This is a genomic window from Pseudomonas sp. AC463, assembly GCF_979253585.1.
In genome coordinates this window covers 13745-29679 of record NZ_CEEDDZ010000037.1, presented here as the reverse complement: position 1 = coordinate 29679, position 15935 = coordinate 13745, and the positions used below count along the sequence as shown (strand labels likewise).

11 protein-coding genes are annotated in these 15935 nt (G+C 60.7%); all 11 read left to right on the top strand.

Annotated elements, in window-relative coordinates; genetic code table 11:
* Positions 1–255: 255 nt before the first annotated feature.
* The 11 genes from yaaA (at position 256) to AC0IYH_RS28550 (ending at position 15934) form a co-directional block, all read left to right on the top strand.
* The gene (yaaA, locus tag AC0IYH_RS28600; RefSeq protein WP_122773734.1) at positions 256–1035 is read left to right on the top strand and encodes a peroxide stress protein YaaA; all 780 of its coding nucleotides are present in this window, start codon (positions 256–258) and stop codon (positions 1033–1035) included.
* Positions 1036–1862: 827 nt separating this feature from the next.
* Entirely contained in the window at positions 1863–3179 is a 1317-nt protein-coding gene (locus tag AC0IYH_RS28595; protein WP_116630733.1) for a nucleotide sugar dehydrogenase, read from the top strand.
* Positions 3180–3262: 83 nt separating this feature from the next.
* The gene (alg8, locus tag AC0IYH_RS28590; RefSeq protein WP_165842726.1) at positions 3263–4744 is read left to right on the top strand and encodes a mannuronan synthase; all 1482 of its coding nucleotides are present in this window, start codon (positions 3263–3265) and stop codon (positions 4742–4744) included.
* 37 nt (positions 4745–4781) lie between these two features.
* On the top strand, positions 4782–5948 hold the full coding sequence (locus tag AC0IYH_RS28585; protein ID WP_116630731.1) for an alginate biosynthesis protein Alg44: 1167 nt from the start codon (positions 4782–4784) through the stop codon (positions 5946–5948).
* A gap of 2 nt (positions 5949–5950) precedes the next feature.
* Entirely contained in the window at positions 5951–7345 is a 1395-nt protein-coding gene (algK, locus tag AC0IYH_RS28580) for an alginate biosynthesis TPR repeat lipoprotein AlgK (RefSeq protein ID WP_116630730.1), read from the top strand.
* Positions 7342–8829, top strand: a complete 1488-nt coding sequence (locus AC0IYH_RS28575; RefSeq protein ID WP_471837360.1) for an alginate export family protein — start codon at positions 7342–7344, stop codon at positions 8827–8829. Before algK ends, AC0IYH_RS28575 begins: the two co-directional genes overlap by 4 nt.
* Positions 8829–10403 (top strand): mannuronan 5-epimerase AlgG, encoded by a 1575-nt coding sequence (gene algG / locus AC0IYH_RS28570; protein ID WP_471837358.1) that lies wholly within the window; start codon positions 8829–8831, stop codon positions 10401–10403. The genes AC0IYH_RS28575 and algG overlap by 1 nt, the downstream gene beginning before the upstream one ends.
* A gap of 11 nt (positions 10404–10414) precedes the next feature.
* A complete protein-coding gene (locus AC0IYH_RS28565; protein ID WP_122773738.1) occupies positions 10415–11863 on the top strand; it encodes an alginate O-acetyltransferase in 1449 nt (482 codons plus the stop codon).
* A gap of 8 nt (positions 11864–11871) precedes the next feature.
* A complete protein-coding gene (locus AC0IYH_RS28560; protein ID WP_471837356.1) occupies positions 11872–12981 on the top strand; it encodes a mannuronate-specific alginate lyase in 1110 nt (369 codons plus the stop codon).
* Positions 12982–13205: 224 nt separating this feature from the next.
* Entirely contained in the window at positions 13206–14738 is a 1533-nt protein-coding gene (locus AC0IYH_RS28555; RefSeq protein ID WP_116630726.1) for an MBOAT family O-acyltransferase, read from the top strand.
* Positions 14739–14749: 11 nt separating this feature from the next.
* Entirely contained in the window at positions 14750–15934 is a 1185-nt protein-coding gene (locus tag AC0IYH_RS28550) for an alginate O-acetyltransferase (protein WP_116630725.1), read from the top strand.
* Position 15935: the final 1 nt, after the last annotated feature.

Genomic DNA, 15935 nt, shown 5'->3' with positions numbered 1-15935 from the left:
GATGGCGCGTGGCGGCGGCCCCCCACATCACTGTCGGATTACGGGCATGCCGAGCCTAGGCGAGGCACCGAGTGGTGAGGCGAGGACCTTTTGGTTACTTTTGGGTCCTTCCAAAAGTGACCCGCTGTAAGAGCGGAACCATAAGTAGCCGTTACCGCAGAAATGGATATGTACTGCGCCCCCTATCACTACCATAGGTGGAGTCAAACGCCCCAACCCCCTAGAATCCCCAACACGATTCCAGGAGCCAACCTCATGCTGATGGTGATATCCCCCGCCAAAACCCTCGACTTCGAGTCAAAACCGGCCACCCCGCGCTTCACCCAGCCGCAATACCTCGACCATTCCCAAGAGCTGATCGAGCAATTACGCGACCTGACCCCAGCGCAAATCAGCGAGTTGATGCACGTCTCCGACAAGATCGGCGGCCTTAACGCCGCCCGCTTCGGCAGCTGGACCCCCGCCTTCACCCCCGAAAACGCCAAGCAGGCCCTGCTCGCCTTCAAGGGCGATGTGTATACCGGCCTCAACGCCGACACCTTCAGCGACGCCGACTTCAGCTACGCCCAGGACCACCTGCGCATGCTCTCGGGCCTCTACGGCCTGCTGCGCCCTCTGGACCTGATGATGCCGTATCGCCTGGAAATGGGCACCAAACTGCCCAACGCCCGTGGCAAGGACCTCTACGCCTTCTGGGGCACCCGCATCAGCGAATGGCTCAACGAAGCCCTGGCCGAGCAAGGCGACGACGTGCTGCTCAACCTGGCCTCCAACGAATACTTCTCGGCGGTCAAGCGCACCGCCCTGAACGCACGGATCATCAACACCGAGTTCAAGGACCTGAAAAACGGCCAGTACAAGATCATCAGCTTCTACGCCAAAAAGGCCCGGGGCATGATGAGCCGCTTCGTGATAGAAGAGCGCATCAACGACCCGGCCAAGCTCAAACAGTTCGATGTGCAGGGTTATCGCTTCAACGCAGAGCAGTCAAAACCGGACAACCTGGTGTTCCTACGCGATCACGCACCGGAATAAGGCCTCGCAGACACTGAAAATCAAATGTGGGGGGGGCAAGCCCCCTCCCACATTTTGTGTGTATTCCAACCCACAAATCGCCAATATTTTGGCGTCAAAAAATATCCTGAAGCATCTCTAACAATTCTTTCACTCGACATTCGTCGTTTTTTTTCGTAGTGGCACCACTTTTTTTAATCAGTAGTGGCACAAAACTATCCCCGCGCGCCAACTCCCTGCAACTACTGGCCCAAGTAGCAAGTGCTATCAATATAGTACCAGTGCCATCTTTGCTAATATTTCAAGAAATTTCCACGCTTGAGATAGGCGGTCTGGAACTTCGTCCAAAAGCACGGCTCATACCACCGGTAACGAAATTCTCTGTTTCTGTAGGAGATGACTTACATGGCGACCAACGGAAGTAGCAAAGTTGTCACATTAAACTTTGACTCATTGGTCATATTGCCAACCGATTAATTAAGAGCGGCGACAAGGATGATTTGCTACTCCCTATAAGGCCAGGGCTAAGCCTCCCCTAATGGTCAGTGAGACAACCCAAGGCATTGATATTTAAAGGCCTAACGCCTCTATCAAAGCCCTGCGGCACTGGCGCCAGGCCCTTCTCCCAGGAAGGCCGGCTGCATTTGAGGGCAGGTCCCAACAACAAGGCCACGTTGCGCACAACTTGAGTGCAATAGTTAGTCACTCACTATTTAACATGCCTATACGCGGTAAGTCGGCGTCTATTCGCCCAACTTCCGTGGCATTTGTGACGCTTGCAAACATGAACTCCAGCCATCTAATGGCGTGATTTTAATATCGTCTTCAGTGACAAAGAGGTAAATGCGATGCGCATCAGCATATTTGGTTTGGGTTACGTTGGCGCAGTCTGTGCCGGTTGCCTGTCTGCCCGTGGCCACGAAGTGGTCGGCGTAGACATCTCCAAGGATAAGATCGACCTGATCAATGCAGGCAAATCGCCAATCGTTGAACCGGGTCTGGGCGAGCTGTTGAGCCAGGGTATCGAAACCGGCCGGCTGCGTGGCACCACCAACTTCGCCGACGCCATCCGCGATACCGACCTGTCGATGATCTGCGTCGGCACGCCGAGCAAGAAAAACGGCGACCTGGAACTCGACTACATCGAAGCCGTGTGCCGCGAGATCGGTTTTGTCCTGCGTGACAAGACCACCCGCCACACCGTCGTGGTTCGCAGCACTGTGCTGCCGGGTACCGTGGCCAACGTGGTGATCCCGATCCTCGAAGACTGCTCCGGCAAGAAAGCCGGCGTCGACTTCGGCGTTGCGGTCAACCCGGAATTCCTGCGTGAATCCACCGCCATCGCTGACTACGACCTGCCACCGATGACCGTCATCGGCGAATTCGACAAAGCCTCCGGTGATGTCCTGCAGTCGCTGTACGAAGAACTCGACGCGCCGATCATCCGCAAGGACATCGCCGTCGCCGAGATGATCAAGTACACCTGCAACGTGTGGCACGCCACCAAGGTCACCTTCGCCAACGAAATCGGCAACATCGCCAAGGCCGTCGGCGTCGATGGTCGTGAAGTGATGGAAGTGGTCTGCCAGGACAAGACCCTCAACCTGTCCCAGTACTACATGCGCCCAGGCTTCGCGTTCGGCGGCTCGTGCCTGCCAAAAGACGTGCGCGCCCTGACCTACCGCGCCAGCTCCCTGGATGTGGAAGCGCCGCTGCTCAACTCGCTGATGCGCAGCAACGAATCCCAGGTGCAGAACGCCTTCGACATCGTCAACAGCCACGACAAGCGCAAAGTCGCCCTGCTGGGCCTGAGCTTCAAGGCCGGCACCGACGACCTGCGCGAGAGCCCGCTGGTGGAGCTGGCCGAAATGCTGATCGGCAAAGGCTTCGACCTGAGCATCTACGACAGCAACGTCGAGTACGCCCGTGTCCACGGCGCGAACAAGGACTACATCGAAGGCAAGATCCCGCACGTGTCGTCCCTGCTCAACTCGGACTTCGATGAGGTGATCAACAACTCCGACGTGATCATCCTCGGCAACCGTGACGAGAAATTCCGCGCCCTGGCGCAGAACGCACCGCACGGCAAGCAAGTCATCGACCTGGTGGGCTTCATGTCCAAGGCCACCAGTACGACTGGCCGTACCGAAGGCATTTGCTGGTAACAGCAACGGCAAGTTTCGCGCTGCACGTGTCCTGATCCCCAGCGCGTGCAGCGCGGAGCCTTCTTCACCTTCGGATGACGCTTATGTCCAAGTTAAAACACGTACTACTGCAATCCGCCGGCTGGCTGTTTTTTCTCAGCCTGCTGATGGGTCTCGCCCTGCTGCTGCCGGCGAGTACGTTCGACTCCGAGTCGAAGAATTTTATTTTCCTGATTGGCGCCGTCGGTATCTGGCGCTACTCGATGGGTGCTACGCATTTCTTTCGCGGCATGCTGTTCCTGTACGTGGTCTACCCGCACCTGCGCCGCAAAGTGCGCAAGCTGGGCAAGGCCGCCGACCCGTCCCATGTGTTCCTGATGGTCACCAGTTTCCGTATCGACGCGCTGACCACCGCGCAGGTCTACAGCTCGGTGATCCGCGAAGCCATCGAATGCGGCTTCCCCACCACCGTGGTCTGCTCGCTGGTGGAAATGTCCGATGAGCTTTTGGTGAAAAGCCTGTGGGAGCGCATGAACCCGCCGGAGCATGTGAAGCTCGACTTCGTGCGCATCGCCGGTACCGGCAAGCGTGACGGCCTGGCCTTCGGTTTTCGCGCCATCTCCCGCCACCTGCCGGACGACCGCGCCGTCGTGGCTGTGATCGACGGCGACACCGTGCTCGCCGAGGGCGTCGTACGCAAGACCGTGCCGTGGTTCCAGCTGTTCGGCAATGTCGGCGGCCTGACCACCAACGAGTTCTGCGAAGTACGCGGCGGCTACATCATGAGCGAATGGCACAAGCTGCGTTTCGCCCAGCGTCACATCAACATGTGCTCCATGGCCCTGTCCAAGCGCGTGCTGACCATGACCGGGCGCATGTCGGTGTTCCGTGCCAGCGTGGTCACCGACCCGGGCTTTATCGCCGACGTGGAAAGCGACTCGCTGCAACACTGGCGCCTGGGCCGCTTCAAGTTCCTCACCGGTGACGACAAGTCCAGCTGGTTCAGCCTGATGCGCCTGGGCTACGACACCTTCTACGTGCCGGACGCCGCGATCAACACCGTGGAACACCCGCCGGAAAAGAGCTTTATCAAGGCCAGCCGCAAGCTGATGTTCCGCTGGTACGGCAATAACCTGCGCCAGAACTCCCGTGCCCTGGGCCTGGGTGTACGCCGCCTCGGCCTGTTCACCAGCGTGGTGTTGTTCGACCAGCGCGTGTCGATGTGGACCTCGCTGCTCGGCCTGACCGTGGCCATCATCGCCACCTTCAAGTACGGCGGCGCGTTCATTCTCGCGTACCTGCTGTGGATCGGTATCACCCGCCTGATCCTGACCCTGCTGCTGTCGTGCTCCGGCCACAAGATCGGCCCGGCCTACCCGGCGATTCTCTATTACAACCAGATCATGGGCGCGCTGGTGAAGATCTACGTGTTCTTCCGCCTTGATCAACAGTCCTGGACCCGCCAGGACACCAAACTGACCCGCGATTTGGCCAGCTTTCAACGTTGGTTCAACACCTGGTCGTCTCGGACCATGACCTTCTCCGCCGGCAGCATCTTCGTTGCCGTGTTGCTGATGATGGTCTGACCCAGCCAAGCCTGAATTAACTAGGAAATCGAACACTATGAACAGCCCAGCAAACGTCAACGTTGTCCACGAATCCGAAGCCCAGCGTCAGCACGCCCGGGTCAAAATCCCGGCCAAGCTGCGCTTTTTCGGCAATGACGGCAAACCCACCGAAGCGCGGGTGATCGACCTGTCCGCCGGCGGCCTGGCGTTTACCGCCACCCAGCCGCTGAATGTTGGCGAAGTGCACAAAGGCCGCCTGCAGTTTGTGATCGATAACCTCGGCCTGGCGATGGACGTTGAGCTGCAGATCCGCTCCTACGACCGCCAGAGCGGGCGCACCGGTTGCCAGTTCCAGAACCTGGAGCAGCAGGATATTTCCACCCTGCGCCACCTGATCACCTCGCACCTGTCCGGCGACATCGTGTCCATGGGCGACGTGTTGGCCACCCTGCAACGCGACAACTTCACCAAGGCACGCAAGGTCAAGGACAGCGGCAGCGGCATGACCGCATTCGGTCGCCTGCGCGCCGTGGTATTCAGCGCCGGTATCTTCATCGTCGGTCTGGCCGCATTCGGCTTCGTGTTCAAGTCGGTGTATGGCATGTACTTCGTCAGCCACGCCCAGGCCGGCCTGGTCAGCGTACCCGGCATGAACGTGACCATGCCACGCGACGGCACCGTGCAAAGCCTGCTCAAAGGTGACGCGATCGCCGCCAAAGGCGCGCCGCTGGCGACCTTCAGCACCAGCATGCTCGACGTGCTCAAGGGCCACCTGGACGAAGACCAGCTGCAACCGGCCAAGGTTGAAGAGCTGTTCGGCAAGCAAATGACCGGCACCCTCACCTCGCCATGCGATTGCGTGGTCGCCCAGCAAATGGTCGCCGACGGCCAGTACGCCAGCAAAGGCGATGTGATCTTCCAGCTGGTGCCACGCGGCAGCCAGGCCAACGTGGAAGCACGCTTCACCTATCGCCAGTTCGCCGACGTGCGCCCAGGTACCCCGGTGAGCTTCCAGGTGGCCGACGAAGAACAACTGCGCACCGGCACCATCGTCAGCAGCACCAGCCTGAACAGCGCCGACCTGTCGTCCGACATTCGCGTGCAGATCAAGCCTGACGCACCGCTGGACAGCGCCTTCGCCGGCCGCCCGGTGGAAGTCACCAGCGACCGTGGCCCTTCGCTGAACTGGCTGATCGATAAAGCCATGGCTGCGGGTCTTTAATCATGAGCGCCCTTAGATCCCTGCCGGTTCCATTGGCGCTGGCCATTGCCCTGGCCGGTTGCGCCGGCCTGCCCGACCAGCGCCTGGCCAACGAAGCCCTCAAGCGCGGCGACACCGTGACCGCCCAGCAGAACTACCAGCAGCTGGCGGAGCTGGGTTACAGCGAGGCCCAAGTGGGCCTGGCCGATATCCAGGTCGGTACCCGTGACCCGGCGCAAATCAAACAGGCCGAAGCCACCTACCGCGCGGCCGCCGACACTTCGCCGCGCGCCCAGGCTCGCCTGGGTCGCCTGCTGGTGGCCAAGCCGGGCAGCACCGAAGCCGAGCACCACGAGGCCGAAGGCCTGCTGAAAAAAGCCTTTGCCAATGGCGAAGGCAACACCCTGATCCCCCTGGCGATGCTGTACCTGCAATACCCGCACAGCTTCCCTAACGTGAACGCTCAGCAGCAGATCAGCCAATGGCAGGCCGCCGGTTACCCGGAAGCCGGCCTGGCCCAGGTGCTGCTGTATCGCACCCAGGACACCTACGACCAGCACCTGGCTGACGTGGAGCGCATCTGCAAAGCCGCGCTGAACACCACCGACATCTGCTACGTCGAGCTGGCCACGGTCTACCAGAAACAAGCCGCGCCGGAAAAACAGGCCGAGTTGCTCAAGCAGATGGAAGCCGGCTACAGCCGTGGCACCGTCAGCGCCCAGCGCGTCGACAGCGTTGCCCGCGTGCTCGGCGATGCCAGCCTCGGCCAGCCGGACGAAAAAACCGCCCAGGCCCTGCTGGAAAAAATCGCCCCCGGCTACCCCGCTTCCTGGGTCAGCCTGGCGCAACTGCTCTACGACTTCCCGGAACTGGGCGACGTCGACCAGATGATGAAGTACCTGGACAACGGCCGCGCCGCCGACCAGCCGCGCGCCGAATTGCTGTTGGGCAAGCTCTACTACGAAGGCAAGTGGGTGCCGGCGGATGCCAAAGCCGCTGAAGCGCACTTCGAAAAAGCCGTGGGCAAGGAAGTCGCCGCCGATTACTACCTCGGCCAGATCTACCGCCGTGGCTACCTGGGCAAGGTCTACCCGCAAAAAGCCCTCGACCACCTGCTGACCGCTGCGCGCAACGGCCAGAACAGCGCCGATTTCGCCATCGCCCAATTGTTTTCCCAAGGCAAGGGCACCAAGCCCGACCCATTGAACGCCTACGTCTTCAGCCAGCTGGCCAAAGCCCAGGACACGCCGCAAGCCACTGACCTGGCCACCCAGCTCGAAGCGCCCCTGACGCCGGAGCAACGCGCCCAAGGCCAACGCCTGGTGCAACAGGAACTGGCCGCACGCGGCACCCTGGCCCAGAGCACGTTGCAGCTGCACGCCCTGGATGAAGAAGACGAAGGCGAGGAATCCCTATGAAGCTCAACCCATTCGTCAAGGCCGGTATCGGCCTGACCTTCGCCATGCTGTGGTCGTGCCCGACCCTGGCCGCGCTGACCGAAGCCAAGAACTTCGGCCTGGAAGTCAAAGCCACCGCGCAGTCCGAAGATGACCGCGACCTCGGCACCCAGAAAGGCGGCGACGTCAACGGCATCGGCCTCGACCTGCGCCCGTGGATCTACGGTGAAAGCGGCAACTGGAGCGCCTACGCCATGGGCCAGGCGGTCGTGTCCAGCGACATCATCGAGACCGACACCCTGCAACAGTCTTCCGATGACGCCACCCAACAGACCAGCAACGACGACCGCAAGAGCAAGAAAAACTACCTGGCGATGCGCGAGTTCTGGGTCGCCTACGGCGGCTTCACGCCCTACCCCGGCGAGATCCTCAAGTTCGGCCGCCAACGCCTGCGCAATGACGACGGCCAATGGCGCGACACCAATATCGAAGCGCTGAACTGGACCTTCGACACCACCCTGCTCAAGGCCAATGTCGGCGTTGCCGAACGCTTCAGCGAATACCGCACCGACCTCAAGGAACTGTCGCCCAAGGACAAGGACCGCCAGCACCTCTACGCCGACGCCGCCTACCAGTGGACGCCGGGGCAGTGGATCGGCCTGCGCGCGCACCATACCCACGACGACGGCAAGCTCGACTATCCGGAACCGGGCGTGGCCACCGACTCGCTGGACAAGCGCGAGAACGGCGACCTGACCTGGCTCGGCATCGAAGCCAACAGCGACGCCTACAACTGGCGCAACACCAACACGGTCAACTACTGGGCCAGCGTCACCGGCATGCAGGGCGACCGCGACACGGTCAACGCCTTGACCGCCGACGGCAACCGCCCCGCCCAGGCCAAGCGCAGCGATGACGTGAATGGCTGGGCCACCGACCTGGGTATCCGCCTGCGTCTGGACCCCCAGTGGCAAGTGGGTGCGGCCTACGCCCGCGCCAGCGCCGAGTACGAACAGAACGGCCTGCAAAGCAACCGTTCGAACTTCACCGGCACCCAGTCCCGCGTGCACCGCTTCGGCGAAGCCTTCCGGGGCGAGATGAACAACATGCAGTCCATGAGCCTGTTCGGTTCCTGGCAACTGCGCGAGGACTACGACGCCAGCCTGGTGTACCACAAGTTCTGGCGCGTCGACGGTAACAAGCCGGTGGGCAGCAACGGCATCGATGCCGTGCAGAACAACACCGACGACGTGACCGGCGCGATCCTGTCCAGCACCTCCCTGCCCCTTGAAGATGGCAAGAAGGACCTCGGCCAAGAGATGGATTTGGTCGTCACCAAGTACTTCAAGACCGGCCTGTTGCCGGCTGCGCTGAGCCAGTCGATCGACGAACCGTCGGCGCTGGTGCGCTTTCGTGCCGGCGTGTTCAAGCCGGGTGATGCCTATGGCAGCCAGGTCGACTCGTACATGCATCGCGCCTTTGTCGACGTGATCTGGAAATTCTGATGGGAGCCTGCGCAATGATTCCTAAACGCTTGCTGGTGACCGCGATGCTGATGGCCAGCGCCACAGCCTTCGCCGACACCGCGCAGCAGGTCAAGGCGCCGACTATCGCCAAAGAACTGCAACAGGCCAAGACCTACACCATTTCCAGCCCGCCCACCGCGCCGCTGGAAATGGCCAAGCCGGCCCTGCCGGACCTGTCGGGCTACACCGCCGCCGCGATGGAAAAGAAAATCGTGCGAACCAAGCCGGGCAAAATCAGCATCCGCCGCATGATGCAGGAAGACGCCCTCAAGGACTTTATCGGTGGTGACAACAAGATGGCCGAATGGGTGGTGCGCCAGCACGGCATTCCCCAGGCGATCTTCGTTGACGACGGCTACATGAACCTCAAGGACCTGCTCGGCAAAGTGCCCAGGCAGTACCTCAGCGAAACCTCGCCGGGCGTGTTCCTGGCCAAGTTGCCGATCGTGGTCGGGCGCAAGGGCATCCTTGAAATCGATAAGAAGACCCAGGAACTGCGCCTGTCGCAGCAAGCCGGTTCGTTCCTGATCAACGACGGCCAACTGTTCGTGCACGACACCAAAGTCACCGGCTGGGACGAGAAGGCCAACGGCCCGGCGCTGTTCAAGTCGCCGAAGGAGTTCCGCCCGTTCCTGCTGGCCTGGGGCGGTACCGAGACCTACATCTCCAAGACCAAGATGGCCAGCTTCGGCTACGCCAACAGTAAGTCGTACGGGGTGAGTATTTCCCAGTACACGCCGAACATGGCCAAGGTGCTCAAGCGCCCTGAGCCGACCGGCTGGATCATCGATTCCGAGTTCTCGGACATGTGGTACGGCTTCTACTGCTACGAAACCACGGGCTTCGTGATCAAGGGCAATACCTACAAAGACAACATCGTCTACGGCATTGACCCTCATGACCGTTCCCACGGCCTGATCATCGCGGACAACACCGTGTACGGCACCAAGAAGAAGCACGGCATCATCATTTCCCGGGAAGTGAACGACAGCTTCATCTTCAACAACCGCAGCTACGACAACAAGCTCTCGGGCCTGGTACTCGACCGTAACAGCGTCAACAACATCGTGGCCGACAACGAGTTCTACCGTAACCACACTGACGGCATCACCCTCTATGAGAGCGGCGACAACCTGCTGTGGGGCAACAAGGTGATCAGCAACCGTCGCCACGGTATCCGCGTGCGCAACAGCGTCAATATCAAGCTGTACGAAAACACCTCGATGGCCAACGGCCTGACCGGCGTGTACGGCCACATCAAGGATCTGACCGACACCGACCGCGACATCGCCCTCGACCCGTTCGACGCCAAGGTTTCGCTGATCGTGGTCGGCGGTGAGCTGGCCGGTAACGGCAGCGGGCCGCTGTCGATTGACTCGCCGTTGAGCATCGAGCTGTACCGCGTGTCGATGCTGGCGCCGACCAAATCCAGTGGCATCAGCTTCTCCGGCGTTCTCGGTGATCGCCAGGAAGAGATTCTCGACCTGCTGGTGCGCCAGCAGAAAGCCGTGCTGATCGACCCTGTCGAACGCCAGACCGAAATGCAGGACTGAGGATGACCCTTATGCACCCACACATGATCAAACTGCTGAGCCTCTCGGGTCTGACCCTCGGCCTGCTCGCGGCCAGCCAGGGCGTACGCGCCGACGAAATCAAGGCGCCGACTTTCACCGCCGAACCGTGCTGCAGCCTGTGCCCCGCCGCCCATGACGCGAAGAACTACACCACGCGCTACCAGCAGAACTTCACCACCCTGGTACAAGCCCAGGGCGACTGGCTGTTCCGTACCCAGGAAGACCTGCGCACCGAATTCGACACCAGCCCATCCGGCTACAAGCGCATGCAACAACTGCACGATGCGTTCAAGGCCAAGGGTGTGGAACTGGTGGTGGTCTACCAGCCGACCCGTGGCTTGGTGAACCGCAACAAGCTCAACCCCGAAGAGAAAGCCAAGTTCGATTTCGACAAGGCCCTGGGCAATTACAAAACCATGCTCGGCCGTTTCGCCAAGATGGGCTACGTGGTGCCGGACCTGTCGCCATTGACCAACGAGCAACTGCCGGACGAACTGCCGGCCCACGATTTCTACTTCCGCGGCGACCAGCACTGGACCCCGTACGGCGCCCAGCGCACGGCGAAAATCGTCGGCGCCAAAGTGCGTGCGATGCCTGAGTTTGCCGATATTCCCAAGCGTGAATTCGAGACCAAAGTCTCCGGGCGCATGGGCAAGACCGGCACCCTGCACAACATGGCCGGGCAGCTGTGCGGCACCAGCTACGCGATCCAGTACATGGACCAGTTCTCCACCGAGCCCAAGGGCGAAGCGGGCGACGGCGACCTGTTCAGCGATTCGGGCAACCCGCAGATCACCCTGGTGGGCACCAGCCATAGCGGCAAGAACTACAACTTCGCTGGCTTCCTGGAACAGGAAATCGGTGCCGACATCCTCAACGTCGCCTTCCCTGGCGGTGGCCTGGAAGGCTCGATGATCCAATACCTGGGCAGCGAAGAATTCCAGAAGACCCCGCCGAAAATCCTCATCTGGGAATTCTCGCCGCTGTATCGCCTGGACCAGGAGACCATCTACCGCCAGATGATGTCGCTGCTCGACAACGGCTGCGAAGGCAAGACCGCGCAGATGACCGCGAGCACCACATTGAAACCCGGCAAGAACGAATTGCTGGTTAACAGTTCGAACAAAGACCTGCGTAACGCCAATCACCAGGTTGATATCCGCTTCGCCGACCCGTCGGTGAAAACCCTGCAAGCCACCCTCTGGTACATGAACGGGCGCCACGAGGACATCAAGATCGAGAAACCCGAAACATCCGATACAGACGGGCGTTTCGCCTTTGAACTGCGCACCGATGAAGACTGGGCCTCGCAGAACTTGCTGGCCGTGGAAGTGCAGGGTCCCGAAGCGGGCGCTGCCGCGCAGAAGGTCGAAGCGAAAATTTGCACACGCAACGTATTCCCCGCCGGTGGTCAACAGACCGCTTCAACGGGGCAATGAGGTTACCTATGCAGAAGTTATTGATTCCATCGTTGCTGGGCCTGGCGATCTTCGCCGGCGCAGCCAACGCCGCCGCGCCACTGCGTCCGCCGCAGGGCTACTTTGCCCCGGTTGAAGCGTTCAAGACCGGCGACTTCAAGAATGACTGCGACGCCATGCCGGCGCCGTACACCGGTTCGCTGCAATTTCGCAGCAAGTACGAAGGCTCCGACAAGGCCCGTTCCACGCTGAATGTGCAGTCGGAAAAAGCCTTCCGCGACAGCACCGCCGACATCACCAAGCTGGAAAAAGACACCAGCAAACGCGTGATGCAGTTCATGCGTGACGGCCGTCCGGAGCAGCTGGAATGCACGCTCAACTGGCTGACCAGTTGGGCCAAGGCCGATGCGTTGATGTCCAAGGACTTCAACCACACCGGCAAGTCCATGCGCAAATGGGCGCTGGGCAGCATGGCCTCGGCCTATGTGCGCCTGAAGTTCTCCGACTCGCACCCGCTGGCCAACCACCAGCAGGAATCGCAACTGATCGAAGCCTGGTTCAACAAACTGGCCGACCAGGTGGTAAGCGACTGGGACAACCTGCCGCTGGAAAAAACCAACAACCACTCCTACTGGGCCGCCTGGTCGGTGATGGCAACCTCCGTCGCCACCAATCGCCGCGACCTGTTTGACTGGGCGGTGAAGGAATACAAAGTCGGCGCCAACCAGGTCGACGACCAGGGTTTCCTGCCCAACGAATTGAAGCGTCAGCAACGCGCCTTGTCGTACCACAACTACGCCCTGCCGCCGCTGTCGATGATCGCCAGTTTTGCCCTGGTCAATGGTGTGGACCTGCGCCAGGAAAACAACAGCGCGTTGAAACGCCTGGGCGACAAAGTGCTGGCCGGCGTCAAAGACCCGGAAATCTTCGAACAGAAGAACGGCAAAGAGCAGGACATGAAGGACTTGAAACAGGACATGAAATTCGCCTGGCTCGAACCTTTCTGCACCCTCTACACCTGCGCGCCGGATGTGATCGAGCGCAAGCATGGGATGCAGCCGTTCAAGACGTTCCGGCTTGGCGGTGACCTGACCAAGGTCTACGACCCGGCACACGAAAAAGGCAACAAAGGCTCCTGAAGAAACACGGTAAATAAAAAATGTGGGAGGGGGCTTGCCCCCGATGGCGGAGCAACAGTCGCCATCTGTGTTGAATGACACACCGCTATCGGGGGCAAGCCCCCTCCCACATTTCTAACCGCGTTTTGCCAGATGGAATTGTTGTACCGCCCTCCCCCGAAATTCGTGGGGGGGTTTGGGGGGGCTGCGGCCCTTGACTGTCTGTTAAACATGGAGAGATCGGGATGGTTTTCTCGTCCAATGTGTTCCTGTTTCTGTTCTTGCCGATCTTTCTCGGCTTGTACTACTTGAGCGGGCAACGCTATCGCAACCTGCTGCTGCTGATTGCCAGCTATGTGTTCTACGCCTGGTGGCGAGTGGACTTCCTGGCGCTGTTCGCCGCCGTCACGCTGTGGAACTACTGGATCGGCCTCAAGGTCGGTGCGGCCGGCGTGCGCACCAAGCCGGCCCAGCGCTGGCTGCTGCTCGGCGTGGCTGTCGACCTGTGCATCCTCGGCTACTTCAAGTACGCCAACTTCGGCGTCGACAGCATCAACGTCATGATGAAGTCGGCCGGCCTGGAACCGTTCATTCTCACCCACGTGCTGTTGCCGATCGGTATCTCGTTCTACATCTTCGAGTCCATCAGCTACATCATCGACGTGTACCGTGGCGACACCCCGGCGACCCGCAACCTCATCGACTTTGCGGCGTTCGTGGCGATTTTCCCGCACCTGATCGCCGGCCCGGTGTTGCGTTTTCGCGACCTGGCCGACCAGTTCAACAACCGCACCCACACCCTGGATAAATTCTCCGAGGGCTGCACGCGGTTCATGCAGGGTTTCATCAAGAAGGTCTTCATTGCCGACACCCTCGCGGTGGTGGCCGACCATTGCTTCGCCCTGCAAAACCCCACCACCGGCGACGCCTGGCTGGGTGCGCTGGCGTATACCGCGCAGCTGTACTTCGACTTCTCCGGCTACAGCGACATGGCGATTGGTTTGGGCTTGATGATGGGTTTCCGCTTCATGGAAAACTTCAAGCAGCCGTACATCAGCCAGTCGATCACCGAGTTCTGGCGGCGCTGGCACATCAGCCTGTCCACCTGGCTGCGTGACTACCTGTACATCACCCTGGGCGGCAACCGTAAAGGCACGCTGACCACCTACCGCAACCTGTTCCTGACCATGCTCCTGGGTGGCCTGTGGCACGGTGCGAACATCACTTACATCGTGTGGGGCGCCTGGCACGGCATGTGGCTGGCGATTGAAAAAGCCATTGGCCTCAACACCGCGCCGCGCAGTTTCAACGTGTTGCGCTGGGCCTTCACCTTCCTGCTGGTGGTGATGGGCTGGGTGATCTTCCGTTCCGAAAACCTGCACGTCGCCGGCCGTATGTATGGCGCCATGTTCAGCTTTGGCGAGTGGTCGCTGTCGGAACTCAACCGCGCCAACCTCACCGGCCTGCAAGTGGCAACCCTGGTGGTGGCCTACGCAACCCTGGCGTTCTTTGGCCTGCGCGACTTCTACACCAACCGCCCTGCCGAGAAAACCAAGCCGGCCGACCCGAGCCTGATCAAGGCCGTGCCGGGCGACAACCCGGGCAGCATCCACCAACCAGGTTTCACCGTTGGCCAGGACGCTGCCGTGCAACCGGCCTACTGGACCGCTGACTGGCCACGCTACGCCATGCGCGCCGCGGTGCTGCTGCTGTTCGTGGCGTCGATCCTGAAACTGTCGGCGCAGAGTTTCTCGCCGTTCCTTTACTTCCAATTCTGAGGGAGCCGACCATGACCCGTTCATTACGCGTCCTCTATATCAGCCTGTTCATGGTGGTGCTGCTGGCCCTGGGCGCCTGGTCGCTGCGCAGCTTCATGGGCTTCAGCACCAACGCCGACGCCACCGTGCTCAATGGCCGCTGGACCAAAGCCGTCGAGACCCATTACGACGACGAGTTCCCGATCAAGCGCATCGGCACCAACCTGTGGGCGGCGCTGGATTACAAGCTGTTCAATGAAGGCCGCCCTGGCGTGGTGCTGGGCCGCGATCACTGGTTGTACAGCGACGAGGAATTCAACCCCGCCGTCAACGAAGACCAGAACCTGCAAGGCAACTACGCGCTGGTCGAAGGCGTGCGCCAGAAGCTCAAGGCCCAAGGCATTCAGCTGGTGATGGCGATCGTGCCCGCCAAGGTGCGCCTGTACCCGGAACACCTGGGTGAAGTGAAACCGGCGAGCATCCACGCCAATCTGTACCAGGACTTCCACGCTCGTGTGGCGGCCGACAAGATCATCGCCCCGGACCTGCTCGGCCCGCTGCAACAGGCCAAGCTCGGCGGCAAGCAAGTGTTCCTGCGCACCGACACCCACTGGACCCCGGACGGCGCCGAAGTCGCGGCCAAGCAGTTGGCCAAGACCATCGCCGCCAAGACGCCGCTCCACGGCGAGCCACAGCGCTTTGTCACCGAGGCGGAGAAAACCGAGCCGCATAAAGGCGACCTGCGTCTGTTCCTGCCCCTGGACCCGCTGTTCGAAAACCTGATGCCACCGAAAGAGCCGCTGGAAAAACGTGTCACCCACCTGGCCGAAGCCGGTGGCGACGACGCGCTGTTTACCGACAGCGAAACCCCAGTGGCCCTGGTGGGCACCAGCTACAGCGCCAACCCCAACTGGAACTTCGTGGGTGCGCTCAAGCAAGCCCTGGGCAGCGACGTCATCAACTACTCCGAAGACGGCCACGGCCCGATCCTGCCAATGCTCAGCTATTTGAAAAGCGATGATTTCAAGAACAGCCCGCCACAGGTGCTGATCTGGGAGTTTCCTGAACGTTATCTGCCCGTCAACAACGAAATCGGTGACGCCGACCCGTCTTGGGTTGCGCAGCTTAAACAAGCCGGTTCGCGCCAACAGAACATGGCTTTGAACACCCCAGCTAGAAACCAAAAATCCGAGACGCCCGACCGGGCGCAAAACTGAA

What these genes read in the sequence shown, in the direction of transcription:
- yaaA (WP_122773734.1), top strand. Translation starts at nt 256, where the DNA reads ATGCTGATGGTGATATCCCCCGCCAAAACCCTCGACTTCGAGTCAAAA.
- AC0IYH_RS28595 (WP_116630733.1), top strand. Translation starts at nt 1,863, where the DNA reads ATGCGCATCAGCATATTTGGTTTGGGTTACGTTGGCGCAGTCTGTGCC.
- alg8 (WP_165842726.1), top strand. Translation starts at nt 3,263, where the DNA reads ATGTCCAAGTTAAAACACGTACTACTGCAATCCGCCGGCTGGCTGTTT.
- AC0IYH_RS28585 (WP_116630731.1), top strand. Translation starts at nt 4,782, where the DNA reads ATGAACAGCCCAGCAAACGTCAACGTTGTCCACGAATCCGAAGCCCAG.
- algK (WP_116630730.1), top strand. Translation starts at nt 5,951, where the DNA reads ATGAGCGCCCTTAGATCCCTGCCGGTTCCATTGGCGCTGGCCATTGCC.
- AC0IYH_RS28575 (WP_471837360.1), top strand. Translation starts at nt 7,342, where the DNA reads ATGAAGCTCAACCCATTCGTCAAGGCCGGTATCGGCCTGACCTTCGCC.
- algG (WP_471837358.1), top strand. Translation starts at nt 8,829, where the DNA reads ATGGGAGCCTGCGCAATGATTCCTAAACGCTTGCTGGTGACCGCGATG.
- AC0IYH_RS28565 (WP_122773738.1), top strand. Translation starts at nt 10,415, where the DNA reads ATGCACCCACACATGATCAAACTGCTGAGCCTCTCGGGTCTGACCCTC.
- AC0IYH_RS28560 (WP_471837356.1), top strand. Translation starts at nt 11,872, where the DNA reads ATGCAGAAGTTATTGATTCCATCGTTGCTGGGCCTGGCGATCTTCGCC.
- AC0IYH_RS28555 (WP_116630726.1), top strand. Translation starts at nt 13,206, where the DNA reads ATGGTTTTCTCGTCCAATGTGTTCCTGTTTCTGTTCTTGCCGATCTTT.
- AC0IYH_RS28550 (WP_116630725.1), top strand. Translation starts at nt 14,750, where the DNA reads ATGACCCGTTCATTACGCGTCCTCTATATCAGCCTGTTCATGGTGGTG.